The sequence below is a fragment of the Brevibacillus sp. JB24b genome (assembly GCF_051713385.1).
GTDB lineage: Bacteria > Bacillota > Bacilli > Brevibacillales > Brevibacillaceae > Brevibacillus_B > Brevibacillus_B laterosporus.
The window spans coordinates 1-15435 of record NZ_JBNVQV010000002.1 but is presented as its reverse complement, the minus strand read 5'-3'; the positions used below and the strand labels follow the sequence as shown (position 1 = coordinate 15435).

The 15435-nt window shown below is 40.1% G+C and carries 23 protein-coding genes; all 23 read right to left on the bottom strand.

The window, feature by feature from the left end:
- Positions 1-5: 5 nt before the first annotated feature.
- Positions 6-1451 (bottom strand): phage tail sheath family protein, encoded by a 1446-nt coding sequence (locus ACQV1I_RS24850; RefSeq protein ID WP_438770050.1) that lies wholly within the window; start codon positions 1449-1451, stop codon positions 6-8.
- Entirely contained in the window at positions 1444-1740 is a 297-nt protein-coding gene (locus ACQV1I_RS24845) for a hypothetical protein (protein ID WP_438770049.1), read from the bottom strand. The genes ACQV1I_RS24850 and ACQV1I_RS24845 overlap by 8 nt, the downstream gene beginning before the upstream one ends.
- On the bottom strand, positions 1733-2200 hold the full coding sequence (locus ACQV1I_RS24840) for a hypothetical protein (RefSeq protein ID WP_438770047.1): 468 nt from the start codon (positions 2198-2200) through the stop codon (positions 1733-1735). The genes ACQV1I_RS24845 and ACQV1I_RS24840 overlap by 8 nt, the downstream gene beginning before the upstream one ends.
- Positions 2200-2778, bottom strand: coding sequence for a phage tail protein (locus ACQV1I_RS24835; RefSeq protein ID WP_438770046.1), 579 nt, complete (start codon positions 2776-2778; stop codon positions 2200-2202). The genes ACQV1I_RS24840 and ACQV1I_RS24835 overlap by 1 nt, the downstream gene beginning before the upstream one ends.
- Entirely contained in the window at positions 2775-3098 is a 324-nt protein-coding gene (locus ACQV1I_RS24830; RefSeq protein ID WP_438770045.1) for a hypothetical protein, read from the bottom strand. Before ACQV1I_RS24830 ends, ACQV1I_RS24835 begins: the two co-directional genes overlap by 4 nt.
- 5 nt (positions 3099-3103) lie before the next feature.
- Entirely contained in the window at positions 3104-3292 is a 189-nt protein-coding gene (locus ACQV1I_RS24825) for a DUF7210 family protein (protein WP_438770043.1), read from the bottom strand.
- Positions 3293-3306: 14 nt separating this feature from the next.
- Entirely contained in the window at positions 3307-4341 is a 1035-nt protein-coding gene (locus tag ACQV1I_RS24820; protein WP_438770041.1) for a major capsid protein, read from the bottom strand.
- 13 nt (positions 4342-4354) lie between these two features.
- Positions 4355-4735 carry a head decoration protein gene (locus ACQV1I_RS24815; protein ID WP_438770039.1) on the bottom strand — a complete coding sequence of 127 codons (381 nt, stop codon included), beginning with the start codon at positions 4733-4735 and terminating at the stop codon, positions 4355-4357.
- Positions 4735-5874 carry a head maturation protease, ClpP-related gene (locus tag ACQV1I_RS24810; RefSeq protein WP_438770038.1) on the bottom strand — a complete coding sequence of 380 codons (1140 nt, stop codon included), beginning with the start codon at positions 5872-5874 and terminating at the stop codon, positions 4735-4737. Before ACQV1I_RS24810 ends, ACQV1I_RS24815 begins: the two co-directional genes overlap by 1 nt.
- Entirely contained in the window at positions 5804-7438 is a 1635-nt protein-coding gene (locus ACQV1I_RS24805) for a phage portal protein (RefSeq protein WP_438770037.1), read from the bottom strand. Before ACQV1I_RS24805 ends, ACQV1I_RS24810 begins: the two co-directional genes overlap by 71 nt.
- On the bottom strand, positions 7435-7674 hold the full coding sequence (locus tag ACQV1I_RS24800) for a DUF6148 family protein (protein WP_438770036.1): 240 nt from the start codon (positions 7672-7674) through the stop codon (positions 7435-7437). The genes ACQV1I_RS24805 and ACQV1I_RS24800 overlap by 4 nt, the downstream gene beginning before the upstream one ends.
- Positions 7675-7696: 22 nt before the next feature.
- Positions 7697-9559: a phage terminase large subunit family protein gene (locus ACQV1I_RS24795; protein WP_438770034.1), complete on the bottom strand. Its 1863-nt coding sequence runs from the start codon at positions 9557-9559 to the stop codon at positions 7697-7699.
- Entirely contained in the window at positions 9549-10082 is a 534-nt protein-coding gene (locus ACQV1I_RS24790; protein ID WP_438770032.1) for a hypothetical protein, read from the bottom strand. The genes ACQV1I_RS24795 and ACQV1I_RS24790 overlap by 11 nt, the downstream gene beginning before the upstream one ends.
- A gap of 217 nt (positions 10083-10299) precedes the next feature.
- Positions 10300-10875, bottom strand: a complete 576-nt coding sequence (locus ACQV1I_RS24785) for a hypothetical protein (protein WP_438770031.1) — start codon at positions 10873-10875, stop codon at positions 10300-10302.
- A gap of 17 nt (positions 10876-10892) precedes the next feature.
- A complete protein-coding gene (locus ACQV1I_RS24780; RefSeq protein WP_438770029.1) occupies positions 10893-11102 on the bottom strand; it encodes a hypothetical protein in 210 nt (69 codons plus the stop codon).
- Between the two features lie 391 nt (positions 11103-11493).
- The gene (locus tag ACQV1I_RS24775; RefSeq protein ID WP_438770027.1) at positions 11494-11910 is read right to left on the bottom strand and encodes a hypothetical protein; all 417 of its coding nucleotides are present in this window, start codon (positions 11908-11910) and stop codon (positions 11494-11496) included.
- 229 nt (positions 11911-12139) lie between these two features.
- Positions 12140-12751, bottom strand: a complete 612-nt coding sequence (locus tag ACQV1I_RS24770; protein ID WP_438770025.1) for a tyrosine-type recombinase/integrase — start codon at positions 12749-12751, stop codon at positions 12140-12142.
- A gap of 12 nt (positions 12752-12763) precedes the next feature.
- A complete protein-coding gene (locus tag ACQV1I_RS24765) occupies positions 12764-13153 on the bottom strand; it encodes a hypothetical protein (protein WP_438770024.1) in 390 nt (129 codons plus the stop codon).
- 425 nt (positions 13154-13578) lie between these two features.
- The gene (locus tag ACQV1I_RS24760; RefSeq protein ID WP_438770022.1) at positions 13579-14181 is read right to left on the bottom strand and encodes a sigma factor-like helix-turn-helix DNA-binding protein; all 603 of its coding nucleotides are present in this window, start codon (positions 14179-14181) and stop codon (positions 13579-13581) included.
- A gap of 113 nt (positions 14182-14294) precedes the next feature.
- Positions 14295-14483, bottom strand: coding sequence for a hypothetical protein (locus tag ACQV1I_RS24755; RefSeq protein ID WP_438770020.1), 189 nt, complete (start codon positions 14481-14483; stop codon positions 14295-14297).
- A 23-nt stretch (positions 14484-14506) separates the two neighbouring features.
- Positions 14507-14746: a hypothetical protein gene (locus ACQV1I_RS24750; protein WP_438770018.1), complete on the bottom strand. Its 240-nt coding sequence runs from the start codon at positions 14744-14746 to the stop codon at positions 14507-14509.
- Complete coding sequence (locus ACQV1I_RS24745) at positions 14747-15064, bottom strand: hypothetical protein (RefSeq protein WP_438770016.1); 318 nt, start codon at positions 15062-15064, stop codon at positions 14747-14749.
- The coding region (locus ACQV1I_RS24740) for a hypothetical protein (protein ID WP_438770015.1) at positions 15057-15435 on the bottom strand (379 nt) is incomplete at its 5' end. The genes ACQV1I_RS24745 and ACQV1I_RS24740, both read right to left, overlap by 8 nt.

Here is a 15435-nt window from a genome sequence, read left to right as displayed (position 1 = left end):
CTCCTTTATTCCTTCAATGCAGCTAGATAGGATGTGTCATATTCAAGAACAAACTCGATGTGTTGCGCAGGTGAAGGCGGGGTCAAAAACACACGGAATTGAATGTGCCCGGCCATTAACTCCGTATCGGGATTGTCCTCCCGTCGAAATTCTACACGTCCTCCTAATAAATAGCCCGCAGAGGCCAAACCATTAAGCCAAATATTTACGCTGTCGACGATTGTTTCAATTAAACGCTTATTAGTAGGGGCATCCACCTTCTGCCAATAAGTCAAGATGAGGGTATTGCCTACAAAATCAAACATACGTCTCACAGGGATTAAGCAATCCTTTGGATCTGTAATGGATGGATAAGCGCCGGTAAAGTTTCCCCACGCTTTCCAACTGCCGACGAAGTTAAAAGCCGTTACGATTCCTTGGCTGTTAAGGTAATTTGCCTCGTCGCCAAGAAAAATTTCGGTTCCATCATCTAACACGGCTGCATTTGCTTTTAGTGCTTTGTTTGAAGGTGATGCATAAGGGATTCCCCTGTTGGCTGCGTCCGTTGCCCCAATTACACCCGCTAATTGCGTTGAAAAATGGTACTGTTTATCTCCCAAAGCTAATTTAGGCCATGATGAAATTTGACGGGGTAAAGTGTAGTTATTTAAATTTTTCCATGCTGGAGCGTCTGAATACTGACTCACTTTATCAGTTGGAAGGTCTGTAAGAGCAATCGCGTTAAAAACACTGTTAATATTAGCCGCCTTTGCTGTCATTACAGCTGCGACAACAGGGTCTTGCGAGAAACCTGGAGCTAATATCAATCCTGGAACAAGACCGAAACGAGGGAATATTTGTCTGATTAATTCTAACCCCGTCAATTTTCCGTTATTATCTACCCCACCGATGATATCTGTTGATTTAACCTCTTCTGGAGCCAGCTTGTCATATCCAACCAGCACTGAAGTGACGGAGCTCATTGCACCATCTTTTTTAGCAGAGATAACTAAGTGGCCGTCATTGTCAAAAGAGAGGGTATAGTCTGTATTAAGCTCGTAGGTGATAGGGGTATCATTTGTAGATTGTACAATCACACTTTTTGATAAAATACCTTCAACCTTGACTGTACCTATCCCCTTTATCATGGCTAGGCTCGATGGTTCCACCGTTTTTTTATGCTTTTCTGGATCGAGTACATTAATCATGACAACCGGAGACAATGCAAATAAACGGAAATGCGAATCCATAAACTCGCACAAAGTGTTCTTTTTCCAGTCATCCGAGTATCCAAAATGTGATACTGCTTCAGCAAAGGTGTAGCAAAGAATAGGCACATTAACAGGCATTGTTTTTTTAGTTGATAAATTCACTGGTGCAGTACCAAATACAATAGGTAGCGATGCTGTTGATTCAACAGGAGAAATGAGAGAGGTTGCGACTTCACTAGTGGATACTCCGTGTTTAAACATGTTTTTCCTCCTTTCTGCTCAACGCTTGATATGCTTGGTGCTCTGCTGTTCCAGGTCGTTTTATTTGAGCTTGTGCTTCAATAAATTGAGTCACTGGCACAAATAAATCACTAAGTTCTGGATGCTTTTCTTGCAAATCGGTTAAATGTTCTGGAATGCCACCCAGAAACACAGTATTTTGGGTTAATCGTCCGCCTGGAATATTAGGCCCGATATAGATTAACTGTTCCATCGAATCGATCTCTTTTTTCTGTTTACTTGTTTTGATTGTTTCTTTTTTCTCAGCCATAATTTACCCCCTGTCGGATAGCTGGTAGTGTCCACACGGTCTGTGCACCGCCAAAATAATAAGGAAAGGTTGGTTCGTCTGGAAGTGACCAATCGTAGGGATATCCGATCATATAGCTCCCGTCGATAATTCTTTTTTCAAAAAAATAGGTTTCGAGTTTTTGTAATACATTCATCAAGTCCTTGTGCCCTTGAAAATCTTCTGATTCATCATATAAGCCAAAGTAAATTAACACATTGCAGGTAGCTGCTTCTGTTTGACTTGGAGTGCCACCGTCCAATATTCGGACAACTGCATAGGGGAAATACTCACCATCTTCATCCGTTTGTTTTGCAGGGAGATACTGAGCAAAAACATTAAGTTCTGTCTCTTCCCCTTTCACATTTTTAAAGCTCATAATAGAAAAAAGCGCCTTGATCTCATTGACCAAGGCATCTTGCAATAGAAATGGTGTTGACATTAGTTACCCTCCAACACACGTTTTATTTCGTGATCCAATCGTTTATCGAACACTTTTGAAGATTCGGCTTCCAATGTAGCTTTGATTCTTTTGTTTTTAAGCATAATGGGAACTGGTGGCCCAAATAACCGTTTAATCGGAAGTTGCGTCCACTTGCCATCTTTTCGCTTTTTATGCCTGGAGCCTTTTTCGCGTTCAAACACTTTCTGGCCGTTTACCTCTGCAACAAAGGCATTGAGTAATCCCTTTATCCCACCGTCTTTTTTTACCTGGACACCTAATGTTTTAGAAGATTTACTCTTTGTGGGTTTTACTTTAAATTTTTCAATGCCAAGTGCAGTTCCACGAGATGTAACAGATGAAGCAATATTTTTACTGGTTGATTTACTTACACGAAATGTACTTTTTACATCGCTAGCTTTAACCATATAAGACGCACGCACTTCTTTTGTAGCATTTGTCTTTAGGTTTGCAGAAGCACGGTTTAATGCACGACTTAGTACAATCGGTGCTTTTTTTGCGTATTGTCCCAATCGACGTTCAACCTCTTGCAGCTTGGAATCATCAATGGTAATCACGATCTAGCCCGATGTAATGCGACTGTATAAGTTGAAAAGTCTTCGCTGACCGAAACAGTACGGTATTTCTTTCCGTCTAGTGTCAGCATCTTGTCAACCGTTGGACGCGAGGTTAAAAAGGATTTTGGGACATAAAATAAGAGCTCTGCATCGTGAATGCCATCCTCCGGATTAACGGCATTGGCCTTACGATGTATGAGCTCTTCTGAATCAATGACAATAGGAATATCATTGCCATCTACGTTATGGATTTCAGCAAATTCTTCTGTATTAAAAAATACAGTTTGAGTATCAAGTTTCATTTGTTCCTTTAGGTTCATTTTCTTCATCCTTTATCGGTGGATGGTTTGCTTCCCTTATTTGTTTTTTGAGGTTTTTCAGTTGATTCGTCTGTTTCGATTGCTTGGAGATCCAAAAGGCGTTTTGCTTCTGTTTCTTTTAAATCAGGAATGCTATCTCCAATTTCGTACTGTTCGCCATTATGCCTAATTCTCATTTTCGCAGTATAAGACAATGTAATTCGCCTCCTTATAGAACTTTAGCCACAGCCCATCCGCTAACATTTGCAGGAACCGCAAGAGGGCGAGATAGCATTTGCAGCCAGCGTTGGGCAGGTTCAACTGTTACCCAGGATTGTGGCGTGATTTTACCCATTACACGCACAAATTGCTCTGTTTTAGGGTCCATAATTACATTTGCCCCATAAAGGAATGAAAATTTGTCACGAGTTGATAGAAGGGCAATTGAACCAGAAGGAATAAATGGCTGCTCTTTACCTTCATCATCTGTATATGTCCCAGTGTAACTAAATACGTCAAGGCCAACATCACGAAGTCGTCCATGATAAGTAACACCATCAGGTAATAACGTTGTATCAATCGCCCCAACATCTACGCCACGATTGTTTGCTAGTTCCAGAATTTTTGGATGACGCATCAAGGCAACGGCTGCATCATAATCGGCAAGAAGAACGTTAGGAGTAGGAGCGTTGCCATCTAGGATAAGCTTTCGTTGACTAGCTAAAAATTTAATAGGATCTGAAGCAGGATTGCTCCACAGATCAGTTCCTGAAAGTACAACCGAATTTGTGAAGTCATATTCAATTACTTGTTCAACGCCTTCTCCAATTTGTGTTACTTTACCAGTGAAAATAAGCTCAGAGGCTTGTTGAACTAATCTGCGAGTAATCGTATCTGTCAAGTCGATGATGTCACGGGCCAATAATTTACGAGCACGCACTTCTGGATTATCAGGATTGATTAGGCTTTCACCCGCACTTCTTACCTTTAAATCAATGGCGGTAATCGGTCTTGCTGGCTTAATTAAAGCAGGTTTGTACTGTTTAGCAGTAAAACCTGTGCGCTGAATAACTTTACCAGGCTGCAATTCAGATACATACGGCGCAATGGGCTTATTCCCTTTGATAGTTTGGATTTCAACATATTCTGTGTCGAATGTTTCACCGTCTTGGAAAAATGTATTTAATATATACATACTTGGTGGTGGTAGTTGCCCAACTACCTTTATTAGTGTTGGAAAAGAGTAAATATCTTTGATGGCCATGCTTGCAGTCCCCCTATTTTACAACCCGTTTTGTAAGAATCCCAATTTCTCGTAAAGCAATATCATGAGTAGTGATTGTATCTGTTCCTCCGAATTTCAATGCATCCCGATTAAACTCTCCAGTAATGTAAGCTGTTGCACGACGATCAGTAATAGAAGCATCAACCTCTTGGTCTGCTAGAATACCGAATGGAGACTTAGGTCCATCCGCCTTTTTAGAATCTACTGGCGCTACAATATATGTGCCATCAGGATTTTGATCCAAAACCCCTAAAACAGTCCCGCGAGAAAGAACCGTTCCAACACCGGACTTTATAATAACTGACGTTGTGGCAATTGGAACGACCATTCCAGCAATTAAATCATCGTACCCTTTCATTTCATAGGCTGGCATTAGTTACTACCTCCTCTTAAAGCTTTGATTTCTGCTGCTAGGGCATCGGCTTCAGCTTGACAAACAGCTTCATTATTTAAAGGCTCTGGTGCTTTATCTGCTGGTACTTGGTGCAATCCACTGTTTTGTGAATCCAAAATACGATTACTACCTTCTTGCGTTAATCTTTCTTTGGATGCTCTTACAATTTCCACTGCTGTTTCCCCAACAGTTTTTCCTTCATCAATGGCTTTCGCGACAATTGGAGCCGCTCCTGGTGCATCAATTAAGGCATTGAGTGCAGCAATGCGTTCGCGCTCCTTTTTTTCTCCGGCAGTAACAGCTTGATTATAGATATCAGGGTATTTTTCTTTCAATTCTTCTAAACTATTCACGATCTTTCCCTCACCTTCTACGCTTATTAGCGCTTGTTCGGTCGTCTGTATATTTTCTTGGGGTTCCGCTCCTAAATCTTCTATTCCGTTTTGAAATAAAGGTGGAATCGAAGCAAAAGCTCTTAAATCAAATTTTTGATCGTTAAACGTAACGATTCCGTTTTTTATTGAAGCAGATACTTTTTGTTTACGGTCTACTCTGTCGGCAAACCCCGTAGAAATTGCTTCATCTGCTGTCAACCATGTAGTATTATTTAGCATTTCTCTAAGTTCATTTTCGTCTTTACCTGTTCTTTCTTGATAAACGGATATTAGAGATTCGCTGACCTTATCTAAAAAATCTGCTGTATCTCGAAAATCTTTTGCTTCTCCTGCTGCAACAGTCCAGGGATTATGCACCATCAACATGGCTCCCACACCCATCACGATTTCATCACCTGCCATCGCAATAATGGAAGCCGCTGAAGCAGCTATTCCATCTACCTTTATGATAATTTTGGCATCATGATCTTTTAAATATTGATAGATAGCTAATCCTGCAAAGGCACTTCCACCATTAGAGTTGATTCGAACAGTAATTTCAGATATTTTCCCTAGATTGTTTAGCGCCCGCATTACCCCTTTTGGAGTTACGGAGTCATACCACCAAGATTCTTCATCTTCAATTGGAGCGTACATGGTTAGCTCTGCGCTATTATTTGCTATCTTCGTCGCGTTCCAAATCGGAGTCGATTTCCTGGTCGTCATCGCCGTGGTTTTTGACATTTCTTTTCTCACCTCCTTCTGCAAGTCCATATTGCTCTCTTATTTTCTTTTCATAGGAAAGCTGTCTGGCATTGCTTTCATATTCTGAACCTGTAATCTCAGCAGATTCACGTTCTCTTGTACTAAATCCATGTTCTACTTTCAAAGCAGATGCGGTTACTTCTTGAACAGGATTTAATAATCCTTGTGATGGCCCATGCCATTCTGCTTTTGTATAAGCTTTAAACAAGAGAGGGTCGTCAAATATGCCTGGAGCATTAATGCGCCCTTTTATTACGGCTTCTGCAAACCATTCTTCATAGATGGGTTGGCAAAAGTCTGCCGCCATCCAAGCTCTACGCATTCGAAACATTTTCCAGGCTTCTAAAAGTGCTGCTCTCGAAGCTGAATACGAGGCAGTAAAATGTTTTAGCAATAATTCATAAGGGATTTCTAAAGAAGCCCCCACTTGACGTAAAATTGAAGTAACAAATGGATCAAAGCCGGAATTAGGTCTACCTGGATTCGCAATGGTCGCTTTTTCACCAGGTTCTAAAAATTGAACCGCACCATTTCCAAGGCGTAAATCGTCGCCATCTCCTGAAGGTAAAGGTTCTCCAGTTGGGTTATCATTAGGAAGGCCTAACCCAAATTGATCATGATCTTGTGTTGATGATTCAATGAAAACAGTAAACATTCCACTAATAACCGCAGCCATTAACTCTGCTTCGGTATATCTTTCTAACTGCTTTAAAGATTCGATGATTGGTGCTAGGATGGGGACACCTCTTCTTTGTTCGGGACGTTCGGCTTCCATCAAATGGAGTACATTTCTTCTTCCGCTTTTTTCTCCTACGACTTTCACCCGCTGCCATTTCAAAGGCGTTGAAAAAGTTGATCCAGGATGTTTATCCGAGAACCAATAGGCTACTATCATGCCGTCTGGATCTACTTCAACCCCGCTACTTAATTTGTGATTGGAATCAATCTCATAAGTTAATGGATTGCTACATCTATCAGCTTCTAGCAGTCGGATTCTTAGGTCATAAAGGGTATGATCGCGTGGAAGTATCGGCAATAACACAAAAGCATCTCCACTCATCATCCAAGAGAGAAATGCTAATTGTTGCAACTCATAAAAATTATGTAGGCCAACAGCATCGCAATCTTTTGAATCAGCCCACAGTGAAAATTCACGTTCAATTTGGCGCTTTAATTCCATCGTTTGATCAGGTGATAGACGCAAAAAATCGGCATCAAAGGAAGGCTTTAACTTCAATCCTGTGCCGATTACATTCGTTCTCATTGTTTTAATAGCACCGTTTGACAGTGCTCCGCCCATAAAAAGGTCACGAGCTCGTGGACGTAAATCTTTTAAATTTTGATGGATGTCTTCTTCTGCGTCACCTGCAAACGGAACCCATTCTTGAAGAGATTTTTTTTTGCGACTGCCTCCGTGATCTCCATAACCTTGATTGAAAACTTCCCTGATAGCCCTTTGTTTTGCTATTTCTGTCTTAGCTCGTTCTCTCTTAACGATGGCAGATGGTGCAAAAAATTCAACAAGTTTATTCCATCTGCTCATAGATCAACAGGGATATATCTCCTCACTTTTCTACGAGGACTTAATCCATTCTGTTCCCGCTGGATCTGATCTACTTGATTCTGCCAGTACCGAATTTGTTCCATAACCTCTTTTAAATTAGCTCTAGTCAAAGTCTTTCCGGATATACTGTATGATTGACTGCTTGATATGGCCAATTCACATTCTAACCATGCGTCCAAATGCTTCTTTGCTACCTCATATGTGTAAAGTGCCATTCCCCTTCACCCCCTTACTAGATTACACACTGCTTTTTGTGCCGCGACGACGTTTCTTGTTATTTGCATTAGGCTGGCCTATTGGTATTTTTTCACCGATACAATACGGTTGCATATTTTCTAAGTCTGGTTGAAGCAGCTCAATTGCCGCTCGATTGTATACAGCTAAATCAAGAGGTTCATTTCTTGCTCTTGTCTTTACCCAAACTGTGTAAGGTACACCATTTTTATATCTAATTTTCTTTGATTCAGCCGTTAACCCCTCAAAGTATTCCTTGTTATAGTTCCAGGGCCGCTCTTTTCCTTGGACAGCTTCAGGGAAATGACAATATCCAGGATTACCTGCTTCAATCTCCAGATAATTTAATACCTTGTTTTTCCCTTCACTGACACCAAGGCGAACAACTGTAGTTTTATATCGATTATTTTCAGATGTGCCGTTGATCAAAGGTTTATACGTTCCATCTCCACTATCTTCCCCTTTTATTGCAAACACACGACGGCCAGCCCGCTCCTTACAAAATCTATAAACCTCATTGGTGAAGTGGCCACCTGAGTCCATACAAACAATCGCAAGAGGAAACTTGTTTCCTTTTAAATCAGTCCAGGTTTTGAGCAAAAATTCGTCCAGATCATCCCAAACTTGCGGCTGATTTAAGTCTCCATAGATACGGTGGTACTGGATTCTCCAGGATTCATAGCCAACTCCCCACCCTATGACATCAATCTCGAAACGATTATCCTGGGTATCAACAGCAGCAGTAAGGACTTTAACTCCTTCTGGGACTTCTGCGGAATAAATTTCACGACGTTTTAAGAGGATATCCGCCTCCATTTGTTCGCCTTTTTCTTCCCAAGTCTCTCCAAGTGAAGTGTTTACCCATGTTTTTAGTTGTTCATGATCGCCTTTTTTAAGAGCTTCGTTTGCCTCCTTGAAGTTCTTTACAATTGATTCCCAACTGCTCCAAGGGCTAGACAATTCGTTTAAATGGAATCCCCTTCGATCTAATCCTTTCTGTCGTGCAATCCACTTTCCATTTTGATTTTTCCATTCAACTTCATTGTGTAACGAGCCGCAATCTATACATGCATGTAAAACATTAGTTGCTTTTTTAAATTTTTCATCATAATCAAATGTAATTTGGCCCCACGATAAAGGTTGATATGTTTTACAACTTGGACAAGCTAAACACCACTGTTCCATTGTACTGTTTTCATATAGTGCTTCGATTCTCGAAGCATTTTTTATCGTTGGGGTTGATACATATATGTGTTTACGATTCCAAAAGTTTTTCGTGCGATTCGTAACAAGCTTGACTGGATCTCCTTCCGTTCCCGCTGAAGCTGGGTAACGGTCAACCTCATCGCAAAGAACAATACGAATAGGCCGACTAGCTAGTCCTGCTGGAGAATTCGCTCCTACAAGGATAATTTGTCCGCCTGGAAACCGCTTGTGCAATTGTGTGTTACCACTGTCACGACTTTTTACATCTTTTACTTTATTTTTAAGTGTTGGAGAATCCCGCAACATTGGTGCAAGCCTGTCCTTTGAAAATGACTGGGCCATTTCTAAAGTTGGTTGCAACAAAATAACTGGTGATGGGTCATGGTCGATAAAATAACCAAGACTGTTTAAGATTAATTCGCTTTTTCCTACCTGCGCTGAAGATTTCACTACAATTTCGGTCACATAAGGATCATTAATTGCATCCATTATTTCACGCTGATAAGGTGCTCGATCAGTGTTCCACCGTCCTGGTTCCGCAGATGCTTCTGGGGAAAGCCGCCTATTCGCGTCTGCCCATTGAGATACCGTTAAATCAGGTGGAGGCGCCCATAATTTGGCTATGACATTAAATAGATTAAACGTTTTTTTAGGAATCATCGTCTTCACCAAGCGAATGTTCCGAGCTGTTCGACAAGAATATCTCGCGACTATACTCTGACAATTCTTTTAAAGTATCTTTAATTTCTTTTGATATCATCTCTTTAACTTGTGCCACATCTTCTTTTCCAACCAAAGAAGGAGCCATTTTCGCAGGGAGAGAAAGTAATTTTGCTCTACAGGAAGCAATCATGTCATTCATGACAGCAGCTACAGCTTCAGCCGTATGCATCTGCCCCTTTAAGAGAGCAACTTCAATCTCGGCTTTTTGGCGCTTGGCTCTCTCATGCAAGGCTTTTTCTTCGTAATAATCTACCTCTGATTCACTATCAGAATTATTACTTTGTAAAAAGCGAATATAGTTTTGCATACTCTCAATAGCTCTATATTTCCCACGCTTTTCACGGACAAAAATTCCTTCTTCCGCAAGTTGTTGTACGCGTCGAGCAGATAGATCGAGGATCTCACTTAGTTGCTTCGTCGTGAAAACCATTTCGCTAAAGTTATTATCCTGATTGCGCATTACTCACCCTCACCACCCCCTTTTTTCACTGTATATTACAACGTTCAAATGCAGTTGTATCAATGGTTATACATCATTATGCATTTTCTTGTATAAACACAAATTGCGAAGCGAAATGAACAAAAAATTTTTGTATCTAGCCAGATTTTGGGGTCGTCAGCACCCGCAAGCCTTCTACCCCTCTGGAAGAACCTACCATTTATTGTTACTCACGGCATTATTGAAAGTCAAAATGACAATTTGTTTCCGTCTTGGTACGTTTGATAGCAATTATCTTGCACTTTCGATCTCTTGCTATCTCTTTTAATTGCTTTAATTGAGAGTCTGTTAGACAATCCGCAATGAAAGTCCTTGGTGCGTTTGATAATGGGTGAAGATCACCTACTGTAAGCCATTTCATCTGTGTTTTTCTTACGAGATCACACTTCAATAATTGCGATGAGGTCATCAATACTGCTCCAAATTCTTTTGCTGCATTGACGGCTGCTTGGGTTGCACCTGTACCTGCTTCATAATAAATAGTTGCGAATGTCTCGCAATCGTCCATCATTGCAGAAACAATTTGCTTATAAATCAACTGCCCTTTTTCATATGGTATTTTTACTACTTCATTTTGAATATCCATCGTTTCTCTGTAGTTCTCTTCTGCTTGAACTAATATATTCAATGCGTTTGTTTTTGCATGCATTAAACTAGCATACACACTGTATCCCGATGAAATAGAGTGACATGTTTTACTAATGCTTTTATCCAATTCCTCAATATGTTCCTTTATCATTTCGATGGCTTTCATAAGCTATCACCTCGTATCTATTTTTTTATTCCAAGACTTTCCTTTATTTCATCAACATTTTGATTAGTTGTTTCTATCACATCAACATTGCCCGTCAATTGAACAAACTGCTCTTTCTTACCATCTCTCACGAAGAACCACACGCCTTCTTCAGTGGTATGTGGTATGTAATATGTACCTTTTAAGTGATAACTATCTATCACCTCGCCTGTGGCACTATATTTCACTACAAGAAAATCCCTGCTTGTTCCGCAACCGGATAGCATCAGTAGAACGGCAATTATTAAGCAGCTTTTAATTATCTGTGAGACTTTAATTTCCCTTCACCCCTTTCTATTTCTCAAACGATTTAAAGTACATTGCAGTTATCATAGTAAAAATTCCTATCTCGCCAATCCTCACGTCTTTACCCATTAGAAAAGCTAACGCTGCAAATACAAATCCTATTAATAATGTGCATTTCAGGTGCCGTGGAATTATCTCTTTCATCGCTATTCACCTACTTTATCAGGGATAAGAAAATCAAAGAAAAACAGAGAAAAAAGGAGCTCGTGTTTCACGACCCCCTTGACCCTTTTTGTCCACGATGGATGGACATATGCATTCAGTTTTTGGCTATCAAAAAAATGCTAATCTCTGATAATGGCCGAAAATGGCCGAAAATCGACTTTTGAACACAAAGGTTACATAATACTTATATTCGGACTCAATTTTTACCCCGTAACCTCCAAAGTAATACCACGATGTGTCAACATCACAAAATGCCTTATTGGTATGCACGCTGACTTGTGGCTGTTCATTTAATTCAGGAATTAGATGTGCATAGTTACGCTGTTTATTGTAGCGCAGAACGGATCTAAGCAAATCAATTTTTTCTTTTTCTAACCTCTCCCTCTCATCTCCTGTTGCTTCTTGAATCTTTTTGCGTATATCAGGCAATTCCACTTCAAAAATATCATCAACTTGTTTTGATAATCTCTCATATGCTTTTTGAGTAATATGAGCCTTATACTTTCTCCATTTCTTCTTTGCCATTTTATCGCCCCTTATATGGTGCTCTCTCATATTTCTAGTTAAAGCTCTATCAATCGAATAATTTATCAAAAGTTATCTACCATATGATATCTTCATAAATTTTTGATTGAAAGGAGTGGTTGGTTTGTTAACAAAACTATTAGTAAAGTTCTTACGATTTATCGTGAAGCTTACGATTCGTATTCTTATTATCTACTTTTTTCAGCCTAAATGATCGAGAATAGCACCCTTATTCCATTACCGCTGCGCGTTGAAAAATCAATGTCCTATATACCCGCTTGGCTTCATCCTGAGTGATACCGATGTAGCGCAGGGTATCATACTTGTTATCATGATTTAAGATGTACTGTATTGTTTCGATCGGAACACCGCTCATATATGCATGATAACCAAACGTTTTACGCAGCGTATGAGTGCCTATTCTCGGCAAGCCAATTTTCTTGGCCGTTCCGCTCATAATTTTCCATGCCATCTGGCGAGTTATGTGCGAATAGTGGCCATGTTTATTGGGCTTTTGACTTGGAAACAAAAAACCGCTCCAGTCGAGGTTTTTCGCTCCCAAAAGATACTCTTTTATCAATTTCCGGACCTCATCATGCAGCTCTACCGTTTTTTTCTTTCCTGTTTTTGTTTCTGTTATTGTGAGCTCTGTTTTTACCCTGGCTGTTCTTCCACGGCCAACCACAACATCAGGGACAAGAAGAGGCAGAATGTCGCTGATCCGGAGCCCTGTACGAATACCAAGCACGAACATTACTTCGTCGCGCTTAGTTTTATCACGTAGGATAATTCTCATGGTATTGATCTGCTCGGCATCACGGATCGGCTCTACATATTCCATCCCTTCTCCTCCCTACGTTTTGTATAGCCTCATTGCCCGTTGAGCAGTTTTTGTTTTGCTGAATGGAGCACCTACCCGCCAACATTCTTTGACAAAATCAGGTGAATAATCTTCATACGGCTTTCCTGTCTTCCACATGCGCCAGTGAACCAGCTCATGTAACAAAGTGCTAATTACCTCTTCTCTAGTTCGTTGAGCGTTTTTTAAGCTGCTTAATGTAACAGTCCCGATATAAGTTTGATTATCTTCTCGCCTAACTGGTACAAAATAAGCGTTCATCCGCTTCCACTTGTTTTTTACTAAACGTATATCTCCTTCAAAACGAACGTTCCACCACTTTAAACAAAGCTCATCAGCTATTTGATAGAGCTCTTCCAGTGATAAATCACCTGATTGCTTCACTTCTGTTTTTCACCCCTCCATCTACTCAGAAAATACGTTAGTGGTCCGACCGGTCCGGTCGGACACATTAGGACCCGCACTTACATTTTTTTAGGGGTAGCGTCAGGATTTTGCGCTTTTACAACGTTAAGGATAAGAAGTCTTGTGTATCAAGGTTTCCCAGTTCGTCCCAATAGAGTAAACCCTATTGATACAAGAGTGAAATCTTGAGAACAAAGGCTTCATAATGTCTCATATAACTTGTCTCAAATATCTTAACGTTGTTAAAACAGTAGATTTATATCGAGGGATAGGCTTATCGTTGTAAATCCGCATTTTCCTGACGCTATCCCTTTTAGGGGTTTTTATCCCCGCTGCATGTCGACCAGCTCCTCACCGTTTTTGTCAAATTATTTGGCTTTAAGAAACACTCTCGAAAAAGCCGCTTAAAGCCTTGGTATCGCTAAACGGAAAAACAATTCTACACAAGATACCTGAGTCAAATTATTTACCCCTCTATAAATAGTTGGCTTTCGTACCACAAAATAAAAAATGACCATCAATGAGATGGCCATAAGCGATTGAAATAGTTCAATTTTTCGTTTAGCTCTTTGAATTAACGTTTGAATGTTTCCTTTGGATAGATACATGAGCTCTGCTGCTTTTTCATATGATAAACCACCGCCATATATCATTAAGTATGCCTCTCTTTCTCCATTACTAAGGAGAGACAAATACATATCAATCATCGATGCTTGTTCTTCTGTAACCGAAACTCGGCAACCACCAGGACTACTATGTTTTGCATAGCTTTGCATGAGAAATGGATCTACTAGAATTTCACGTTGATCTTTTGATCTTCTCTGGATTCCGCGAACGGCTGCTGGTTCCCATCCAGTTTCAATCCACTTGATTACATATTCTACATCACGTATGCAAGCAGCTAAGTGTTCTCGATCTGCAGTAGTTTCATTCCCTTTATCCATAGCCTTTAAAGATCGATTTAGCTCTTTTCTGGTTTGCTTATAACTTCGCAATAGGTCTTCCATTCTCAAATTCCCCCTATGGATAAAATAAAAAAGGGTATCAAGGCAGCCCACTTGTCCTGTGGATTGACTTGATACCCTCCGCTTTTCGGTCAGGTTTACCTATTCATTTGTAATTACTTCTTTTTATCTTTATTTAAGTACCGCTTGCGCGTTGTTGTCTCCGTATCTGCAAGCTTATCATCTTGCACTATAATTAATAACTTACTATATGGGTCCATTTGATGCTTGCCAGCTACGACTCCATTTTCGTAGATTACGACCTCTACCCCTGTCGAGGGGATCTGCATGCTGCTATTTTCCATATGTATATATCCCCTTTCGCATGTTACTTTCTCCATTTTTTACGCGCCTGGCTCCGCTTCTTGCGATAATATAATTGTCTTTGTTTTTTTCTATCTTGTTTAACCTCAGAGAGACAAAGTTCTGCAAACAGTGGATTTTCTCTAAAAACCGTCTGGATTCTTTTAAAGATTTCACGCCAGTATTCAAATGCTATGTTCATTCCCTTTTTAAATCTCTCATACATATCCTCGAAAGTGGGTTCAATTGCTACTTGTTTTTCCATTTACACACCCACGCTTTCCCTTTTCAAGTGAATATCATATTCAAAATCATCACGAATTTTCTTTAAATACTCATCCAGGGCATCTAACGCTTTTTGATTATCGGCATTACTAGATATTGTTTGAAAACGTATATTTTGACCTTGTTTAGTTGGTTTGTACCATTTCACAGGCATTTGACGATTATTGATCATTTCTAACCATACGTGAGCTTTACCTAGAGCATAATCGAAAGGTTTTTCTTTCTGTAAACTTAACGTTAGTGCATGAAAACAAATTGTTCCTCCGGTTACAAAGAATTTTAAATCTTCATTAGTCATTCTCTCTTACCTCCGATAAGCTTGTGTTTTTTTGGTCATTGCAACCCGCTAGATATGGAGTAATGTCCACGCATTTAGCTTTTAGATAGGCTAGTGCTACTGCTTTAGGTAGACGAGCATGTTTTTCAGAGCAAATAAGGGAGAAGCTTTCACCTGATTTCTCACCAACAATAACCATGTAAGAACTCTCATACTGAGTAATTTTGAAGTGTAGGCCTTGTTTCCTTGCTTCTTCTATCAACAGCAACATTTCGCTACCACTTGTGGAAAAATCAGGAATAGAAGAGTGCCATGTATTGCCTACTATATAACCGTTAACTGAAATTCCAATTTGCTTTTCTTCTCTTTCGCATCCCAAGAACTCAGTTACT

Bases quoted from the DNA above. Each gene is read 5' to 3' on its own strand.
- ACQV1I_RS24810 (WP_438770038.1), bottom strand. From the start codon at position 5,874: ATGTCAAAAACCACGGCGATGACGACCAGGAAATCGACTCCGATTTGG.
- ACQV1I_RS24850 (WP_438770050.1), bottom strand. From the start codon at position 1,451: ATGTTTAAACACGGAGTATCCACTAGTGAAGTCGCAACCTCTCTCATT.
- ACQV1I_RS24770 (WP_438770025.1), bottom strand. From the start codon at position 12,751: ATGGAATATGTAGAGCCGATCCGTGATGCCGAGCAGATCAATACCATG.
- ACQV1I_RS24775 (WP_438770027.1), bottom strand. From the start codon at position 11,910: ATGGCAAAGAAGAAATGGAGAAAGTATAAGGCTCATATTACTCAAAAA.
- ACQV1I_RS24790 (WP_438770032.1), bottom strand. From the start codon at position 10,082: ATGCGCAATCAGGATAATAACTTTAGCGAAATGGTTTTCACGACGAAG.
- ACQV1I_RS24800 (WP_438770036.1), bottom strand. From the start codon at position 7,674: ATGGCACTTTACACATATGAGGTAGCAAAGAAGCATTTGGACGCATGG.
- ACQV1I_RS24785 (WP_438770031.1), bottom strand. From the start codon at position 10,875: ATGAAAGCCATCGAAATGATAAAGGAACATATTGAGGAATTGGATAAA.
- ACQV1I_RS24805 (WP_438770037.1), bottom strand. From the start codon at position 7,438: ATGAGCAGATGGAATAAACTTGTTGAATTTTTTGCACCATCTGCCATC.
- ACQV1I_RS24760 (WP_438770022.1), bottom strand. From the start codon at position 14,181: ATGGAAGACCTATTGCGAAGTTATAAGCAAACCAGAAAAGAGCTAAAT.
- ACQV1I_RS24795 (WP_438770034.1), bottom strand. From the start codon at position 9,559: ATGATTCCTAAAAAAACGTTTAATCTATTTAATGTCATAGCCAAATTA.
- ACQV1I_RS24840 (WP_438770047.1), bottom strand. From the start codon at position 2,200: ATGTCAACACCATTTCTATTGCAAGATGCCTTGGTCAATGAGATCAAG.
- ACQV1I_RS24755 (WP_438770020.1), bottom strand. From the start codon at position 14,483: ATGGAAAATAGCAGCATGCAGATCCCCTCGACAGGGGTAGAGGTCGTA.
- ACQV1I_RS24830 (WP_438770045.1), bottom strand. From the start codon at position 3,098: ATGAACCTAAAGGAACAAATGAAACTTGATACTCAAACTGTATTTTTT.
- ACQV1I_RS24750 (WP_438770018.1), bottom strand. From the start codon at position 14,746: ATGGAAAAACAAGTAGCAATTGAACCCACTTTCGAGGATATGTATGAG.
- ACQV1I_RS24745 (WP_438770016.1), bottom strand. From the start codon at position 15,064: ATGACTAATGAAGATTTAAAATTCTTTGTAACCGGAGGAACAATTTGT.
- ACQV1I_RS24845 (WP_438770049.1), bottom strand. From the start codon at position 1,740: ATGGCTGAGAAAAAAGAAACAATCAAAACAAGTAAACAGAAAAAAGAG.
- ACQV1I_RS24820 (WP_438770041.1), bottom strand. From the start codon at position 4,341: ATGGCCATCAAAGATATTTACTCTTTTCCAACACTAATAAAGGTAGTT.
- ACQV1I_RS24815 (WP_438770039.1), bottom strand. From the start codon at position 4,735: ATGCCAGCCTATGAAATGAAAGGGTACGATGATTTAATTGCTGGAATG.